The sequence below is a fragment of the Paragemmobacter ruber genome (assembly GCF_009908315.1).
Classification (GTDB): Bacteria; Pseudomonadota; Alphaproteobacteria; order Rhodobacterales; family Rhodobacteraceae; genus Paragemmobacter; species Paragemmobacter ruber.
In genome coordinates, this window is record NZ_JAAATW010000005.1 from 124,513 (window position 1) to 139,998 (window position 15,486).

Here is a 15,486-nt window from a genome sequence, read left to right on the forward strand (position 1 = left end):
CCGCCCATTGCGACGCTCTAACCATGCCTGCCACCCTATCGAGCACCCAGCTTATCGCCATCCCCCTCCCGCAACATCGCTTCCATCTCGTCCAAGCCATCGACGGCTGACCGCATCTGCGCCTCATCAACCACCCTCACGGCCTCAGCATCCGCGACCAAGCCCCCAAAATCCATCACCATTTGGCGCTCTTCCTCGGCGACGACGGCCTGAACGACGGGCGCGGTCTTTTTTGGGGCGACGTGGGCCTGCCCTGACGCACGACCACCAGCAACCTGACGTGCCCTCTCTACATCGGCTTCGGCACCATGGGACCCGCTCGCCGGCGGTGTCATCGGCATGGCGCGCACGCTCAGCGGGAGGTTCCCCTGCAGACCCCCGCTCCCGGGCTTCGGAAACGGCAACTCGCCCGTCTGCGCCGCATGGATCACCTTGAACAGCCGGTCGTCGAAATACTGGATCCGCTTCGCCCGCACCGGCATTTGCGCATCGATCACCATGACGATCTCGTCGAGCGGCAGGCGGCGCGCCTCATCTTCGGGCAGCAGAGAGCTTTCCTCTGTCCGGGTAGATTGGCTGCGGCCCTCGAAGGGGTTTTTGCCGATGGACTGGGACCGCGTGACCACGGTCTTTGTGGTCTTGCCGACCGCCTTGCTCAACTCCTCGACGGTCTTCTCGTCCGAGGGGGTGAGGTAGAGCTTCACGCCCGCGTTACCTTGCAGGGCGCGGCGGGTGTTCTCGCCGTAGATCTCATCGAGGGCGGGAATGGTCTGGGTGACGATGGCCAGGTGACCGCGATAAGTGCGCAGGGTCTCGATGCTCTCGACCACGATGGGCATTTTTCCGAGGCGGTTGAACTCATCGAGCATGATCATCACGGGCCAGGGCTCGTCTGGCCCTGGATCCTTTTCCTGCATGGCCGACAGAAGATCGGAGAAGAAGAGCCGGATCAGCGGTGCAAGCGGCTTCACCATCAAAGGCTGGACGACGAGATAGACAGAAAAGGGCTTCTTGCGGATCGTGCGGAAATCAAAGTCCGAGACCGCTGTCGCCTCATCGATAGCCGGGTTCTGCCACTGGTCCAGCCCCGAGGTCATCAGGAGCGAAACGTAAGACGTCAGCGTGTCGTTGTTGGTCGAGGCCAGCCGCGTGAAGATCAGCTTGGCGGCCCTATTGTCGACCTCATGGCCCCGCGCGAAATATTCCTTCTGCTTGTTCCCGCCCGAGGCCGCGATGCGGTAGATCTCGCCGAGGGTCGGGCGCTTGCGCTGGAAGGCCAAGAGCCCCGCCGCCACGAAGAGATCGATCCCGCCCTTGAGAAGGCCCTGCACCCGGTCGTTGTCGCTTTGCAGAAAGAGCGTCGCAAGGAGCTGCAATTCCATCTGCTGGCGCGCGGCGTCCTTCAGCTCGAAGATGCGCAGGAGCGGGTTGTAGCGATGCGTCCGCATGCCCTCCCAGTCGGTGGGGGCGAAGCGATAGATCTTGTCGCCCTGGGCCGCGCGGTGCCGCGCCGTGGCCTCGAAACACTCCCCCTTCACATCGAGCGTCACGACGGACCCCTGCCAGGTCAGCAGGTTCGGGATCACGAACCCCGAAGTCTTGCCGCGGCCGGTCGGCGCCACGATCAGTGCATGGGGGAAGACCTTGGAGCAGATGTATTGCGCGCGTGACCCCGGCGGCCCCAGCTTGCCGAGGATGAACCCGGTGCCCGGCGCCCCGAAAAACCCGTTGGCCTTCATCTCGCGGGCAGACTGCCAATGGGTCTGGCCAAAGCGCGTGAGCGCCGATCCCGAGAGGGCAAGACTCAGCATAAGGCCTGCGGCCGCAAAGCCGCCGATGATGAGATGGACGAGCTGGGCGTCATCGGGACGCTGATCCAGCAATGAGGCGTAGTTCTGCGCGATGTAGGCAAAGTCGATCTCGGCCCCGAAGCCGAGATCCTGATAGGTCAGCACGGCCGATGCGATGGCATAGCCCATGGCCGCGGTCACCAGCGTCACCAGAACGGCACCCGTGGCGATCCGTGCCTTGCCCATCGCGGCGCTCAATGGACCTGGCCCCGCTCGGTCTCTCCGTCTACGTCCGTCGTGCGGTGCCGTTCGTATTCGGTGTCGGCCAAATCATCGACCACCTGGCGCAAGGCATCGGTATTCGCCGTCGCAGCATCGGACTGCAGATAGACCTTGGCGACATAGAGCCGGTCAAGGCGGTCCTGGACCACCTTGTCGAGCGCATCCGCGTCGCCGGATGTGAGCCGGTCGAGTTGGCGGTCATCAAGCACCCGCTCGATCTCGGCCCGGAAGGCCTGCCGATCGGTGTCGGTCTCGAAGGGCGCGGACAATTCCCCGGCCCTCTCATGCTCGAGCACGCGGCGAAGCTCTTGCCGGAGACCAGCGCTCGACGCGGTCTGCGCCTCTGCCCTGGTTGAATCGACATCGCGGGCGGACGGCGTCGCGGTGGCGAGGCTCTCGCGCGTGTCATTCGCCAACCGGACGGCGTTGATCGCCCGCGTGTCATGTGCCTCGACGACAGAGGCATAGGTCGCGCCAAGTCCGCGGGCGAGGTGATCGGGCATATCGGGATAGCGGCTCCGGAATTCCTCCGCCACGGCCTCCGCGATCTGCACCCTTGAGCCGCGCATCACCATGATCGCGTCCACATCCTTCGTAATGGCAGCGGCGCGCAGGTCATCCGTGATCTCCTCCCGGTAAGGCTGCGTCCGGTCGATCACATCGCCGGGCTTGGCCAGCAGTTCGGGATGCCGCGCGAGATACTCCCGCTGCTCGAGCTCGATCCGGCGTTCCGCCCGATTGGTAACCTCCCAGTCCCGCGCCTCGATCTGATCGAAGCTCAGACCCTCAGACCGCATGTCGGCCCGGATCGTCGCGTCCATCCTGCGGACCGCCTCGGGATGATAGTGGAACCTCTCCGCGGTGGTTTCGTCTTCCATGACACCGTCCTTCACCAGCACGCCTTCACGTTCGAGCAGGGTCCCGAGCTTCACATGCGCATCGTTCAGGATGTCCCGTGCGGTCTCGAGATCGGCGCGGCGCTCGAGGTTGAGATCCCGCGCCTCGGCCACCTTGGAGAGATCGGCGGCGATCCATTGATGCTCCAGCGCCGCGTTCGGGGCGCCCGCCTGGATCCGCGCCACGACCTCGGAGGTGCTGATCCCGGTCCCGCGCAGGGCGGTATCGATCTGCGAGCGCACGCGCGGCTCCGTCAGCCGATCCAGCTCGCTCTTCCGGATGTTGGCCTCCGAATAGACCCCGCCGTCCGAGGGCTGCTCGATCAGCGAATTCGAGCGCAGCCCAAGCGGCTGCATATGCTGGACCTGCCTCTGGATCGCGTTGAGGCTCTTCTCGAAGGCGGGCCGGTCGGCATCGGGTTTCTCGGCGATCATGCCCTGCACCCGCGCGAGCTTCTCGGCATAGAGGCTTCTCAGATCCTCGAACGACTGGTCTTCGGCCATGTAGATGTCTCCTGCTCGCTCCACCTGCCCGCCGCGGGCCAGCACCTCGCCCGCCCGGAAGAGCGCCGCGGCGATGTCCTCGCGGGCCTCGCGTGAAGCCTCGACAGCCAGCGAATGGTAGATGGTCCTCGTGTTGGCGATCTCGGCCAGCGTCCGCGTCAGGTCCTCCCCCACACGCTCACGCTCGCGGGCCGCGCGGCCCTCGTCCTTGGCAGCGTAGACCTCGCTTGTGCGGGCCGGGTAATGCACGACCCCACGATCGACCCGGCGCGTGGCTTCCAGCCGCACACCGTACTTCTCTGCCTCCTCGACCATGGCGAGGCGGAAATCGTCATAGTTGAAGCGATGGTTGCGCCCGAGGAAGAAGAACTCGCCTTCCTGAGACCGACGGTTCAGCACCAGATGGGCATGCGGGTGATCGCGGTCCTCATGCACCGCGATGACGTAATCGAAATGCCCCGCGTCGGTCTGGAAGAACCGCTCGGCCACATCCGTCGCGATGTCGCGCACATCCTCGCCGCGCGTGCCGATAGGGAAGGACATGAGCATATGGGTGGTCTGTCCGAGCTTGGGCTTGAAGCCCGCATCCCATCGCTTGGCAAAGCGCTCGGTCAGGTCCTTGATGTCACCCGCCTCGAGCTTTGCCTTGCCATCCAGGAACCCGCTACTGTCCACGATATGGGTGGATTTGGTGGTGAGGTAGTCGAGCTGGCTCATCAGCTGCGACTTGGTATGCGTACCGCCGCTCCGGATCGCCTTGAAGACCGCCGGCCGGTGCCCCGCTGCCGCGCGCATGAGCTGGGTCTGCTTGGCAACATGCAGCCCCTGCATCGAGCCACGGACGCGGCTCCAGCCATCCCGGAAGACCTCGCCCGTGACGGCATGGACGGCATCATTCAGCCGCATGCGCAAACTCCCTCAGGGCGGCCGTAGCCTCGAGCTGCATCGCAGTGCGACGGCGTCTGATCGCCAAGTCGATCTCGTCGGCGGCGTCGAGGATGAACCGCGCCAGCCCGCGTATCTGTGCAAGACGCAGTTCGGTAAACTCCGGGCCCGCCCCATGCCCTTGCCGATTGGCCAGCGTCATCTGCTTGGCGATCTGCGCGACCCCGTTGCCGACCTCGTGCAGCGAGGCGCGGGTGCGCGCCATCTCGGCCGCCAGCTGCGCGTCCGGAACGAACACCCCACCCGCCGCCTGGATGAGCCGCCTGAGCCCCTCGGCCCGGCTCTCGATCCCGGCAGAGGCCAGCACCGCATCGAGGGCTGCAAGCTCGGCGGTGGTCACCTTCACACTGACCGCAGACACCGGGATGGCGGCATCCGCCTGGCGCTCGGCATCGGCCTTCAGGACGTAGCGCACGGCCCGTGCCGTCACCCCGAACTGGGTCGCCAGATCGGTCGTCGACACACCCTCCGCGGCCTCGCGGACGATCTGCATCTTCTCGATCTCTGTCAGGCGCTTTGCTCGGGACATGCGGAAGAAAGACCCCCTATTTCCTGCCACCTTCCACCAAGGCTGCCCCCACCTTACGTTTGTATATTAAATGGGTCAACAATATACTCGCGTAAGGTGGGGGCAGCCTTGGTGTCCGTTTCCCCCGCGGCCCGCAGGGACGCGGGGCTCTCGCCTCTCTCACAAGAACGGCCCGCTCTGCGGTCCGCGCCCCCTGAGCCATTGAGAGACGAACGCGGTCGCGGCCCGTGTGAGTTATAGAAGGAAGTTCTATCGCTCATGCGCTGGAACTGGGGCCCTACCGGGCTGGCCAAGTTGGAGCCTCGACCGCGCGGCCGGCAGACCTTTGTAGCGGCGGTGGCTCCCGGCATCCGGCGAGATCCTCGGCGCGGTCCGCCATCTGATCGGCGACGAGCGCGACCGCCTGCGCGACGACAAGCGGGGCTCTGCAGAACCTCATCGAGATGGGAGCGCAGAGCAGAACGGGTGAGCGACGGCGTGGCCGGGACTGGCTGCATCTGTCGGCGCGTTGATCCAGGGGCGGGGCCGGTCACTGATATGAAGCCAGCGTGATGATGCGGCTGATCTCAGCCGTTCGTCTTCGGTATAAAGTCTACGCCGGGCAGCCCTTCGAAATGCGCGTCGCACGTCAGAAGCGTCGCGCCCCGGGCCCGCGCAGTGGCAAAGATGATCGCATCGGCGGTCGCGAGCTTGTGCATGCGGCAGGCGTCCGCCGCCGCAAGCGCGATCTCGGTATCCAGCGGGACAACCTGACAGACCTGGGTGAAGGCAATCACCTGATCCGCCTTGTCCTCGCCGACTTCACGGGTCAGCCACTTCGCAAGCTCCAGTTGGACCATGGTTGGCACCAGCCAGTCGGATTGCTGCGGCAAACGCTCAGAGAGCGCTTCCCCGGTTGGCGATCCGATCAGCCATTCGATCCAGGCAGAGGTGTCGACCAGGACCATCAGAAGCGGTCGGCCCGGTCACGATAGTCCGAAGACGCAGCCCCGCGGGCCAGGCCCTTAAGTGCCTCGCGTTTGGGGACCGGAACCAGCAGGACGCCCGTGCCTTTCGGGATGAAGGCAAAGGTAAGCCCTGCCTCCCAGTGCTGGGCCGTACGGATTGCCTTGGGGATCGAGATCTGGAACTTCGACGACAGTGTGGCTGTCTCGGACATTGTCGTACCTTTCCTTGAACGATGCCGAAAACGTAAGAGTACGTACCCTGAGAGTCAAGTTCGCTCTCCCGTCCGAACGCCCTCCTGAAACGGCACGCGGTGGAGATGCCGGGACTATGTTCCCCGCGAGGGGAAAGGGGGCTCACGCCCCCTTCTCGAACTTCATGACCGGGATGCCGAGCTTCTTGGCCTTGTCGGCAAGGTTCTCCTGGATGCCGTTGCCCGGGAAGACGAGGACGCCCACGGGCAGCACATCCAGCATGGCGTCGTTGCGCTTGAAGGGGGCGGCCTTGGCGTACTTGGTCCAGTCGGGCTTGAAGGCCACCTGCGTCACGCCCCGGGCCTCGGCCCATTTGGCGGCGATGAGCTCTGCGCCCTTCGGGCTGCCACCGTGCAAGAGGACCATGTCGGGATACTTGGTCCGGACCTGGTCGAGCTTGCCCCAGATCAGGCGGTGATCGTTGAAGTCGGTCCCGCCGGTGAGGGCTACTTTGCGGCCTGCGGGCAGCATCACCTCGGTCTCCGCGCGGCGCTTGGCGGCCAGAAAGTCGCGGCTGTCGATCAGTGCTGCGGTCATGTGCTGGCGGTTCACCATCGATCCGGTGCGGGGGCGCCAGGTGGACCCCGTGTGATGGAGAAACTCGGTCGCGGCGTGATCGCGCATCATGTCCATGCAGTTCCGACGTTCGATCAGCGTCAAACCTTCGGCCGTCAGGCGCTCGAGCTCGGTGGATTTCACCTCGGAGCCGTCCTGCTCGCGCTGGAGGCGGCGCTGCACCTGCTCGTTCTCGTCGAGCGACCGCTCGATCCGGGCCGTGGCGCGGTGGAAGAGGTTGACCTGGCCCCAGAGCACCTCTTCGAGGTCGGGTTCCATGCGGGTGTCTTCCAGGGTCGCGACGAGGGCATCGAAGATGTCGGCGACGGCGACCGCGAGGCGCTGCCCATCGGGCATCGGGCGCGGATCGGGCTCGTCAAAGGGGCGGTAGCCATAGAGTTGCAGCTCGTCGAGCGCATGGGCGGTCTGGGATGCGGTGTGGGCGGGTTCATACGCTTCGTCGTGGGTTTGGATCGTCATCGGTTCTTGCCTCCGGGCCTGTCTCGTCCGCGCGTCATCCCGCGCGGCCTTCATGGGCTGCGAAAGCCGTCACGGGGGACGCCCCTTCACCCCGCCTTCGGGGCCGGAACGCATGTGGAGGAGGACGGGGGGCGGCTGATTTGCCTCGCGATGCAAAGGCGGCTCTGCCGCCGGCGGAAATCAGTCGCCCCCCCTCCTTGAAGGGGCGGCCCCTTTGACGGCCGCCTGCCCATCTCTTGAAGGCCGCTCGGGGGACGGGTGGATGAGATTGCCCGGGAAGAGGCAAAGCCGACGGTCCACAGCCACGACAGGGATCCGTGACCCCTGCCCCTGCTATCCCCGAACGTCCCTTGCGCGATGCAGTTCAGCCCACCAGGCGATGCCGATCCTCTGGCCCGATCTGACCTGCCAGATGCTGGCGTAGCGCCTCCTTGCCGTATGCCCGGAGATCATCGTTGAAATCCCCGAGCCGCGGTTCCAGCACCCGCACGGCAATCCCGGCATCAAGTGCTCTGGCGCTCAACCTCTCTGCCGCCCCGCGCCCCGCTGGATCGCGGTCGATGGCGATGTAGAGGCGCTGCAGCCCCTCTGGCAGCAGGACCGCCCCGAGGTGACCCGACGAGAGCGCCGCCCAGACGGGAAGCCCAGGCACTGCTTCGATCAGGGACAGCATGGTCTCGATGCCCTCGCCGACCACGAGGATGTCGTCATGCGGGGTCAGCCTGACGGCATTGCCGAGGAGGTGACCCATGGCACGCCGCTGCGTCTCGACAGCCGCCTTTCCCTGACCGTCAGACGCGAGCCAGGTGCGATGCACACCCTGCACCGCCCCTGCCCCATCGGTGACCGCGGCGATCAGCGCCGGTCTGGGGATGCTCCGGGTCTGGCCCTCATCCCGATGCCAACACTTCGGGTGGAAGCGTAGAGCGCCTATTGTGCTGCCTTGGGCCAAGCCCCGGGAGCGGAGGTAGGTGTCGGCAAGCGTGCCTGCGACCGGGACCGAGGCTGCAAACAATCGCGCCGCCGCCGCTGGCGTGCCACCGGGGGCCTTGGCCTTCTTCGGCACTGGCGGATCCGGGAGGACCGGCTGCGGACGGCCCAGATGCGCCCGGGCCTCGGCCAGAAGATCGGGAAAGCGCGAGATCCCGGTCCGCTCGCGGATGATGTCGAGAAGATCGCCATGCTCGCCCGTGGCACCGTCGGTGAACTTGCCGGCCGCGCCCGGCCCTGAGGCGGGACCGGTCAGCCGCACGAAGAGCGACCGGCCGGGATTGTTCTGCAGATCGCCCACGATCCAGTAGGACCCTTCCCGCCGACCGGCGGGAAGGTAAGCGCGACACACGCCTTCTGCGTTTTCCGCAAGAGCGCGGATCAAATCTTCGGTCTCGGAATACATGGCTCAACACCCTCCTCGCGCATGTAGTCCCGTCACAGGACACCGTGCAAGCAGACGATCCAGCACGGCGATGCCGGTAGGATCGGTCGGGCAGAAGAGGCGAAGCTTCCAGCTGATGATCTCTGAGAAGAAGCCATCGGCCTTAAGCCGGTCTTTGGCGGCCTCGGAGAAACCGGACAGCTCGATCCGGTTCACGCCCATGACGCGCGCCCGGTGCAACTCCATTCCTTCGGCCAGCCGCACCACGGATTTGCCCTCAAGAAGGAGGGCATGGACTTGGGCCGCCGTGAGTTGCGGCGCATCCGCAGCCAGCGTGGTCGCGACCCAGGTGGGCGAAACCCGGCGGCCGATGATGCGCTGACCGTCATCGGTCTGCAGCCGATAGACGCGGGTCTCATCCTCGGGGAGCTGCTTCCAGATTGGCAGCAGGAGGCCCGCCACGATGTGCAGCGTAGCTTCCGAAAACTCCGGCACCTCGGCCAGTTCCCCGGTCCAGGCTGCGGAGAAGGCCGAGCGGTCAGCTTCGAGCCAATGGGTGTCCTCCATCATCCGGGCAGGGACAGTGCTGGCCTCCGTTGGGCGGATCAGCCGCAATCGCGGTTCGATGGTGCCGTCATCCAGCATCAAGCTGGTGGCGGGCACCTGCACCGCGGCACGGCCCGAGCGGCTGTTGACCAGCAGGCGTGCTTTTGGGTCGTCGAGCCAGTCGAGCGCATCCGCCAGCGAGGTCGGCGTGTTGCGGCGCTTTTCCGCGATGGTGAGGAGCTGGGTTTCCGCGCCGGAGCCGGGATGGGTGTAGATCACCCGCGCATCCGTGACGCGGAAGCTCTCGGCGCGCAGCGTCTCGAGCCCGAGGTCGTAGACCCCGGCGGCGATTGCGCCCTCGATCCGCTGGTCGAGCAATTCCTCGAAGGCCGAAAAGAGCACGGCCTGCATGTCGATCGTCAACGCCAGCAAGCGATTGAGGAAAGTCGTGATCGGCGGCAACTCGTCCTTCAGCCCGTTGTCATCGGTCAGGCTGAGGCCGGTCGCGTCCTCAAACGCCCCGAGTGAGCAGCCCGCCACATCGCCGCGATAGAGGCGGCGGTAAAGCTGGCGCAGCGCATCGCGGGCGTAAGGAGACTCGAGGTTGTCCTCGGGTCGGAACAGCCCCTGCCCGCCGGTCTGGCGCTGGCCGCGCGTGATGGCACCGAGCGTGTCGAGGCGGCGGGCGATGGTCGAGAGGAACCGCTTTTCCGCTTTCACATCGGTGGCCACCGGCCGGAAGAGCGGCGGCTGCGCCTGATTGGTGCGGTTGGTGCGCCCGAGGCCTTGGATCGCGGCATCGGCTTTCCAGCCGGGCTCCAGAAGGTAATGGACCCGCAAGCGCAGGTTCTTGGCCCCAAGATCGGCGTGGTAGCTGCGCCCCGTGCCCCCGGCATCCGAGAAGATCAGGATGCGCTTCTGGTCATCCATGAAGGCGGCGGTTTCCGCGAGGTTGGCCGAGCCGGCCCGGCTTTCCACGACGAGCCGTGCGGCAGGGCCCTCGCCCTTGCGCACGATGCGGCGCGAGCGGCCCGTGACCTCGGCAACGAGGTCGGTGCCGAACCGCTGGACGATCTGGTCAAGTGCCCCGGGCACGGGCGGCAGCGACGCCAGCTTCTCGATCAGCGCGTCGCGCCGCCGCACGGCTTCGCGGCATTCCACCGGCTGGCCATCGCGCGTGACAGGCCGCGAGGAGAGGTTGCCTTCGCTATCGGTGAAGGGCTCGTAGAGTTGCACCGGGAAGGAGTGCTGCAAATAATCCAGGCAGCTCTCTCTTGGCGTGATGTCCACCCGCACATCGTTCCATTCATCCGGAGGGATGTCCGACAGGCGGCGTTCCATCAGCGCCTCGCCGGTCGAGACGATCTGGATGACAGCCGCATGGCCTGCGGCCAGATCGGCCTCGATGCTGGAGATCAAGGTAGGGGTTTTCATCGAGGTGAGCAGATGGCCGAAGAAACGCTGCTTGGCAGACTCGAAAGCCGAGCGGGCAGCGGATTTGGCCTGCCGGTTCAGAGTGCCAGACTCTCCAGTGATGTTCGCAGCCTCCATCGCCGCTGCCAGGTTGTTGTGGATGATGGCGAAGGCCCCGGCATAGGCATCGTAGATGCCGCGCTGCTCGGGGGTCAGCGCGTGCTCCAGCATCTCGTATTCGACGCCGTCGTAGGAGAGCGACCGGGCGGTATAAAGGCCGAGCGACCGCAGGTCACGGGCGAGGACCTCCATTGCCGCGACACCGCCCGCCTCGATGGCCTCGACGAATTCCGCGCGCGTTGCGAACGGAAAGTCCTCGCCACCCCAGAGGCCGAGCCGTTGCGCATAGGCCAGGTTGTGCACCGTCGTGGCTCCCGTGGCAGAGACGTAGACCACGCGGGCATTGGGCAGTTTGTGCTGGAGGCGCAGGCCTGCCCTGCCCTGCTGCGAGGCCTCGGTATCGCCGCGCTCGCCCTTCGACCCGGCGGCATTCGCCATGGCATGGCTTTCATCGAACAGGATCACCCCGTCGAAATCCGCCCCCAGCCAGTCGACGATCTGGTCGACGCGGGACTTCTTGGCCCCGCGTTCTTCAGAGCGCAGCGTCGCATAGGTGGTGAAGAGAATGCCCTCGGTCAGCGGGATGTCGCGGCCCTGGGCAAAACGCGACAGGGGCGTCACGAGCAGGCGCTCCTGGCCCAGTGCGGACCAGTCGCGCTGCGCATCCTCCAGAAGTTTGTCGCTCTTCGAAATCCAGAGCCCCTTGCGTCGGCCTTGGCACCAGTTGTCGAGCAGAATCCCTGCCGACTGGCGGCCTTTGCCCGCGCCAGTGCCGTCGCCAAGAAAGAAGCCCCGCCGGAAGCGGACTGCATCAGCGGCATCCTCGGGCGCGGCCGAGACCATGTCGCCAGTTTCATCGACGCACCACGACCCGGCGAGATGCGCGCCATGCGCTTCGCCAGCATAGATCACGGTTTCGAGTTGGGCATCTGACAGGAGACCGTCCCGCAATACGGCGGCGGGGAGTTTCGGGCGGTAGGTGGGTTTCGGGGGCGCGACCGAGGCCATGGCCGCCGACTGCACGAGCTTGGTCGGGTGCGGGGCCGCGCCGGGGATGTCGATGGCCTGCAGGCGGAAGGTCTCGTAGATCGCGTCTGAAAGGCGCGCGGCGCCGAGGTCGTCCACCGTCTCGCACAGCGTGTAGGCGAGGTCTTCGGCATCTGGCGCGGAGACATTCGCCGCGACGCTGGCCGACGGCGCTGCACGCGGTTTTCCAGCCGCGTAGCCAGAAGCACGGGCAGGAGCTCCCGGGAAGGGGGCGCGGGTTCGAGCGACATCACCCGAATCCAACGCGAGGCGCGGAGGGACCTCGGCCACGATCCGGGCGAGGAGTTGCGCCACATCCGGCGAGATGGAGCGTGCCAGATCAGCGGTAATGCCACCCCGCTCGCCGCCACGGCACTTGTCGAAGACCGAGATCCGGGTCTCGAAGCTGGTGCCATGCTTGGCGAAGGCTGCCCCCGACACAGCGCCGGTGAAGACCAGATGGGCACTCTCGGTCAGGCGGGCGAAGGTTTCCGCCCAGGCGGGTGCATCGGGCGCGAAGCTAGCCCCTGTGATAGCGACCAGACGCCCGCCGGGGGCCAGCCGGGCAAGGGCCGAGCGCAGATGCCGGGCCGTCGCCTCGGTCGTCCGGCCATCAACATTGGCCACGGCCGAGAAGGGCGGGTTCATCAGGATGACGCTCGGATGCAGGCCCGCGTCCAGATGGTCGTCGATTTGCGCAGCATCGAAGGTGGTGACGACGCGCCCTGGAAAGAGAAGGCGTAGAAGGTCGGCGCGGGTGTCGGCCAACTCGTTCAGCGCGAGACTGCCGCCGGCGATCTCGGCGAGGATCGCCAGAAGCCCGGTCCCGGCCGAAGGCTCGAGGACCAGGTCACGCGGGGTGATCTGCGCCGCCTCCAAGGCCGCGAGCCCCATGGGCAGCGGCGTCGAGAATTGCTGGAACCGCTCCATCTCCTCCGAGCGCCGGGTGTGCGTCGGCAAGAGGTCGGCCACCTTGGCGAGGATCGGCAGCAGGGCAGCTGGCGAGCCCGCACGGGCCAGCAGCGCGCGGCCGAATTTCCGCAGGAAGAGGATGAGCGCCACCTCGCCCGCCTCATAGGCGAGCTTCCAATCCCAGGCGCCATCGGCATCGGAGCCGCCAAAGGCGCGCTCCATCTCCAGCCGCAGACGCAGCGCGTCGATCTGGAAGCCTTGGGCGAGATCGGGCTGAAGTGCTTCGGCGACGGCGAGGATCGCGGGCGCGGGCGCGGGATCGCGAGATGGAACAGGAACGGGAGGCGCAACAGGCGCGAGATAGGTCATCGGGAAACTCCGGAATGAGGGACAGGGACAGGCCCGGGCGCCCTCTCTCGGGCACCCTCAGGCCTGATCTTCCCCGACCCTCCTTTCCCTCTCGAACCGAGGCATTCCGGTTGCTTGGCTTGATTTTGTTCCTGTTATGTTCTATATTGAAAGCCAAGCCAGAAAGGGGGTTCCCGATGGACAGCACCACGCATGCCCTGCCCGCGACAACCAAGCAGATCGCCTATGCGCGCTCGCTCGCCCTCCGCAACAAGACCCTCCTGCCTTGGGAAGTCCAGCAGGATCGCCGGTCGCTCAGCGCCTGGATCGATGCGCAGGCCCAGTTGAAGCCAGTGTCGGACTTGGACCAGCTGCCGACCTCGAAGCAGGTGGCCTTCGCGGAGAAACTCGCCCGGATCAAACGGCGCGCCGTCCCGGACGAATGCTTCCGCGACAAGGGGCTGATGTCGAAGTGGATCGACGGGAACAAGTAACGAGATTGTATGGGGCGCTCAAAGAAAGCTAGCGAAACCTCGGGGTCCAGCTTCTAATAAGGTTTTGCTCTTCGTTCTCTTCTTCCTCTGGATCATCAGCCAGCGCCTCGCTAGACAGAACTGTAAGAGTATAGCCGTAGCTGCCCAGCCCGATAACCTCTTCGTCAAGTGTTATGCCAGCCGGACCGCCAAACCATTCCGCGAGAGTGGACTGGGAGCAAACTGAACGTCCTTGGCGGATGTTATCTACGACCGCATTGAAGTCGCGGGTGCCCGTATGCGGCAATCCATCCCCTTTGCGTAGAAAGCGCAGTCTTCCAAGCTTCTTGAAGCCCTCAGACATGAATCCATACGACACTTGCTCGCGCTCACTGACGATGACCGCCACCGGATAAGGCGCGCATTCGGCGGTTCTGATGGCAGCCGCGGTAAGAGATGCTTCAGCCACAGTTGCGAGATGCTGCACGCCAGCAAGGCCGATCGGGGATCTGTAAAGTGCCTCGCGTGTCAGGCGGGTTGGCATCAACAGGCCGGAAGCGAAGTGATCCGCCTCGATCTCTATCGAGCTGCTTCCTTGAACGAACCCCGCCCGCGAGAAGTGTACGGGTCCGGACTTCAAGATTTCGTCCGGATGTCCTTCGAGGAAATAGTGCCCTAGCTCATGGGCTACGGTGAACCGCCGAAACCCTTCACTACGGATATCGGTCGCATAGATGATGCCGACCCCATCATCATTAAATACGATGCAGCCGCTCATACCCTTGCGGTCAGGGTCTTTGGCCTCGACAAGAATGTCTTCCTTCGCGGCTATCGCAAAGGGGTCAACAGGAAACGTCGTGAAACCATGGTCAGCGGCGATCTTCTCGCCGCATTGGCGCGCCATGAGAAGACGAAACTTGCTCAAGAGCCGTCACCCTGCCGCCGTTTAGCGAGGGTGTCGATCATCATCTGGATCGTGTCACGGTCATCTGCGGTTAAGCTCTCCTCGTTGCGGAAAGCAGTAGTAGCCCCCTGCAGGGACGCCGCTCGCCCGAGCAAAAAATCTGACGACACATCAAGCGCCTTGGCAAGCGCCCGTATATTGGCAAACGAAGGCTTCCGGCGATCAGCCTCGAAGTGTCCAATGGCAGCGGGCTGGAGACCAGATCTCTTCGCTAGCTCGGTTTGATTAAGACCGCGCTGTTCACGCGCCGCACGCAACCGCGCCGCAAAGATACCGTCGCCCTCCTGAGAAGTTGACAAGACGCCTCCGTAAGATATATTATGACGATATCGTAGGAACTGACTGGCGGCCTTTCGGCCTTTTTCTTTGGCGAAGCGCCCTACGACTTCGTCATAGAACCTATGACGAAGGGCCTTGCCGGTCAAGGCAAAATCGAGCGGGCAGACTCAGCCCGAGCGGATCGAGGGAAAAAGGAGCCCATTATGTTGATCCAGAAGGCATATATCCGCAACGTCGCCCCCTACCTGGAAGGGATCGGAGAAGGCGTTGAACTGCGCATGGTCGCAGCGGTGACCGATGCCAACCGGCAGAAGCTGCCGCGCATCGGGTTCAATGACCCACCCGGCAACGGTGATACCATCCTGCCGTTGGGGGTCGGGGCCGTAAGCCGCTTCAACGCGGAAGGTCGTTGGATGGCTCATCGCGATGAACCGAAGGAAGAGCGTTACATCCGCACGGTTCGCTGGCGCTGGACGGAATGGCGAGGCCGTGACCAGGAAGAGATGGAGGATTTCAAGGACATCTATCGTCTTTGCTATCCCCGTAGCTTCATCGAGCCGCCCGCGATTGAACTGACCTACGTCGAGACCGATGCCGGTGCATTCGTTGTCGGACCTGCGCTCTTGAACCAGCCAGACAACCGGGAAGCCATCCGGCATTGCACCAACTTGCTGCTGGAACTTTTCGGCGAGTGCCAGTTCATGCGCCGCGACATAAGCCCCTTCGAGAACGTGAAGATGCGGCGCGTTGCATGGAAGATGCTGCCGGAAGGGGCGCATCCGTGGCCGAGGCTCGAACGTCACTTGGCAGATGTTCTCAGGCCCTATTCTGACAACACGAAGGCGGTGAT

12 protein-coding genes are annotated in these 15,486 nt (G+C 64.9%); 2 read left to right on the forward strand and 10 right to left on the reverse strand.

All coding sequences use genetic code 11. From position 1 onward, the window contains the following. Window positions 1-35 precede the first annotated feature (35 nt). The 8 genes from GU920_RS18125 to GU920_RS18160 form a co-directional block, all read right to left on the reverse strand. Window positions 36-2,036 carry a type IV secretory system conjugative DNA transfer family protein gene (locus GU920_RS18125; protein WP_161768513.1) on the reverse strand — a complete coding sequence of 667 codons (2,001 nt, stop codon included), beginning with the start codon at window positions 2,034-2,036 and terminating at the stop codon, window positions 36-38. Between the two features lie 8 nt (window positions 2,037-2,044). After that, the gene (locus tag GU920_RS18130; protein WP_235933398.1) at window positions 2,045-4,189 is read right to left on the reverse strand and encodes a relaxase/mobilization nuclease domain-containing protein; all 2,145 of its coding nucleotides are present in this window, start codon (window positions 4,187-4,189) and stop codon (window positions 2,045-2,047) included. Between the two features lie 175 nt (window positions 4,190-4,364). Continuing rightward, window positions 4,365-4,946, reverse strand: a complete 582-nt coding sequence (locus tag GU920_RS18135) for a helix-turn-helix domain-containing protein (RefSeq protein ID WP_161768515.1) — start codon at window positions 4,944-4,946, stop codon at window positions 4,365-4,367. Between the two features lie 566 nt (window positions 4,947-5,512). Beyond that, a complete protein-coding gene (locus GU920_RS18140) occupies window positions 5,513-5,893 on the reverse strand; it encodes a type II toxin-antitoxin system VapC family toxin (RefSeq protein ID WP_161768516.1) in 381 nt (126 codons plus the stop codon). Beyond that, window positions 5,893-6,105: an AbrB/MazE/SpoVT family DNA-binding domain-containing protein gene (locus tag GU920_RS18145; protein WP_161768517.1), complete on the reverse strand. Its 213-nt coding sequence runs from the start codon at window positions 6,103-6,105 to the stop codon at window positions 5,893-5,895. The genes GU920_RS18140 and GU920_RS18145 overlap by 1 nt, the downstream gene beginning before the upstream one ends. Window positions 6,106-6,247: 142 nt before the next feature. Further along, a complete protein-coding gene (locus GU920_RS18150) occupies window positions 6,248-7,180 on the reverse strand; it encodes a DUF2493 domain-containing protein (RefSeq protein ID WP_161768518.1) in 933 nt (310 codons plus the stop codon). 364 nt (window positions 7,181-7,544) lie between these two features. Beyond that, window positions 7,545-8,576, reverse strand: coding sequence for a DUF7146 domain-containing protein (locus tag GU920_RS18155; RefSeq protein WP_161768519.1), 1,032 nt, complete (start codon window positions 8,574-8,576; stop codon window positions 7,545-7,547). Window positions 8,577-8,579: 3 nt separating this feature from the next. Continuing rightward, window positions 8,580-12,941 carry a strawberry notch family protein gene (locus tag GU920_RS18160; protein WP_161768520.1) on the reverse strand — a complete coding sequence of 1,454 codons (4,362 nt, stop codon included), beginning with the start codon at window positions 12,939-12,941 and terminating at the stop codon, window positions 8,580-8,582. Window positions 12,942-13,117: 176 nt separating this feature from the next. On the opposite strand from GU920_RS18160, the gene GU920_RS18165 reads away from it, so the two are divergent. After that, complete coding sequence (locus GU920_RS18165; RefSeq protein WP_161768521.1) at window positions 13,118-13,414, forward strand: hypothetical protein; 297 nt, start codon at window positions 13,118-13,120, stop codon at window positions 13,412-13,414. A 28-nt stretch (window positions 13,415-13,442) separates the two neighbouring features. Here GU920_RS18165 and GU920_RS18170 read toward each other — a convergent pair whose 3' ends face one another. Together GU920_RS18170 and GU920_RS18175 are read right to left on the reverse strand one after the other, a co-directional pair. Next, window positions 13,443-14,318, reverse strand: a complete 876-nt coding sequence (locus GU920_RS18170) for an ImmA/IrrE family metallo-endopeptidase (RefSeq protein ID WP_161768522.1) — start codon at window positions 14,316-14,318, stop codon at window positions 13,443-13,445. Continuing rightward, window positions 14,315-14,782, reverse strand: a complete 468-nt coding sequence (locus GU920_RS18175; RefSeq protein WP_201744237.1) for a helix-turn-helix domain-containing protein — start codon at window positions 14,780-14,782, stop codon at window positions 14,315-14,317. The genes GU920_RS18170 and GU920_RS18175 overlap by 4 nt, the downstream gene beginning before the upstream one ends. A 57-nt stretch (window positions 14,783-14,839) precedes the next feature. Between GU920_RS18175 and GU920_RS18180 the strand changes: the two genes are divergently transcribed. After that, window positions 14,840-15,486: hypothetical protein (locus GU920_RS18180; protein WP_161768523.1), on the forward strand; the 647-nt coding region annotated here is incomplete at its 3' end.

Bases quoted from the DNA above. Each gene is read 5' to 3' on its own strand.
- GU920_RS18140 (WP_161768516.1), bottom strand. From the start codon at position 5,893: ATGGTCCTGGTCGACACCTCTGCCTGGATCGAATGGCTGATCGGATCG.
- GU920_RS18125 (WP_161768513.1), bottom strand. From the start codon at position 2,036: ATGGGCAAGGCACGGATCGCCACGGGTGCCGTTCTGGTGACGCTGGTG.
- GU920_RS18160 (WP_161768520.1), bottom strand. From the start codon at position 12,941: ATGACCTATCTCGCGCCTGTTGCGCCTCCCGTTCCTGTTCCATCTCGC.
- GU920_RS18145 (WP_161768517.1), bottom strand. From the start codon at position 6,105: ATGTCCGAGACAGCCACACTGTCGTCGAAGTTCCAGATCTCGATCCCC.
- GU920_RS18135 (WP_161768515.1), bottom strand. From the start codon at position 4,946: ATGTCCCGAGCAAAGCGCCTGACAGAGATCGAGAAGATGCAGATCGTC.
- GU920_RS18155 (WP_161768519.1), bottom strand. From the start codon at position 8,576: ATGTATTCCGAGACCGAAGATTTGATCCGCGCTCTTGCGGAAAACGCA.
- GU920_RS18165 (WP_161768521.1), top strand. From the start codon at position 13,118: ATGGACAGCACCACGCATGCCCTGCCCGCGACAACCAAGCAGATCGCC.
- GU920_RS18150 (WP_161768518.1), bottom strand. From the start codon at position 7,180: ATGACGATCCAAACCCACGACGAAGCGTATGAACCCGCCCACACCGCA.
- GU920_RS18130 (WP_235933398.1), bottom strand. From the start codon at position 4,189: ATGAGCCAGCTCGACTACCTCACCACCAAATCCACCCATATCGTGGAC.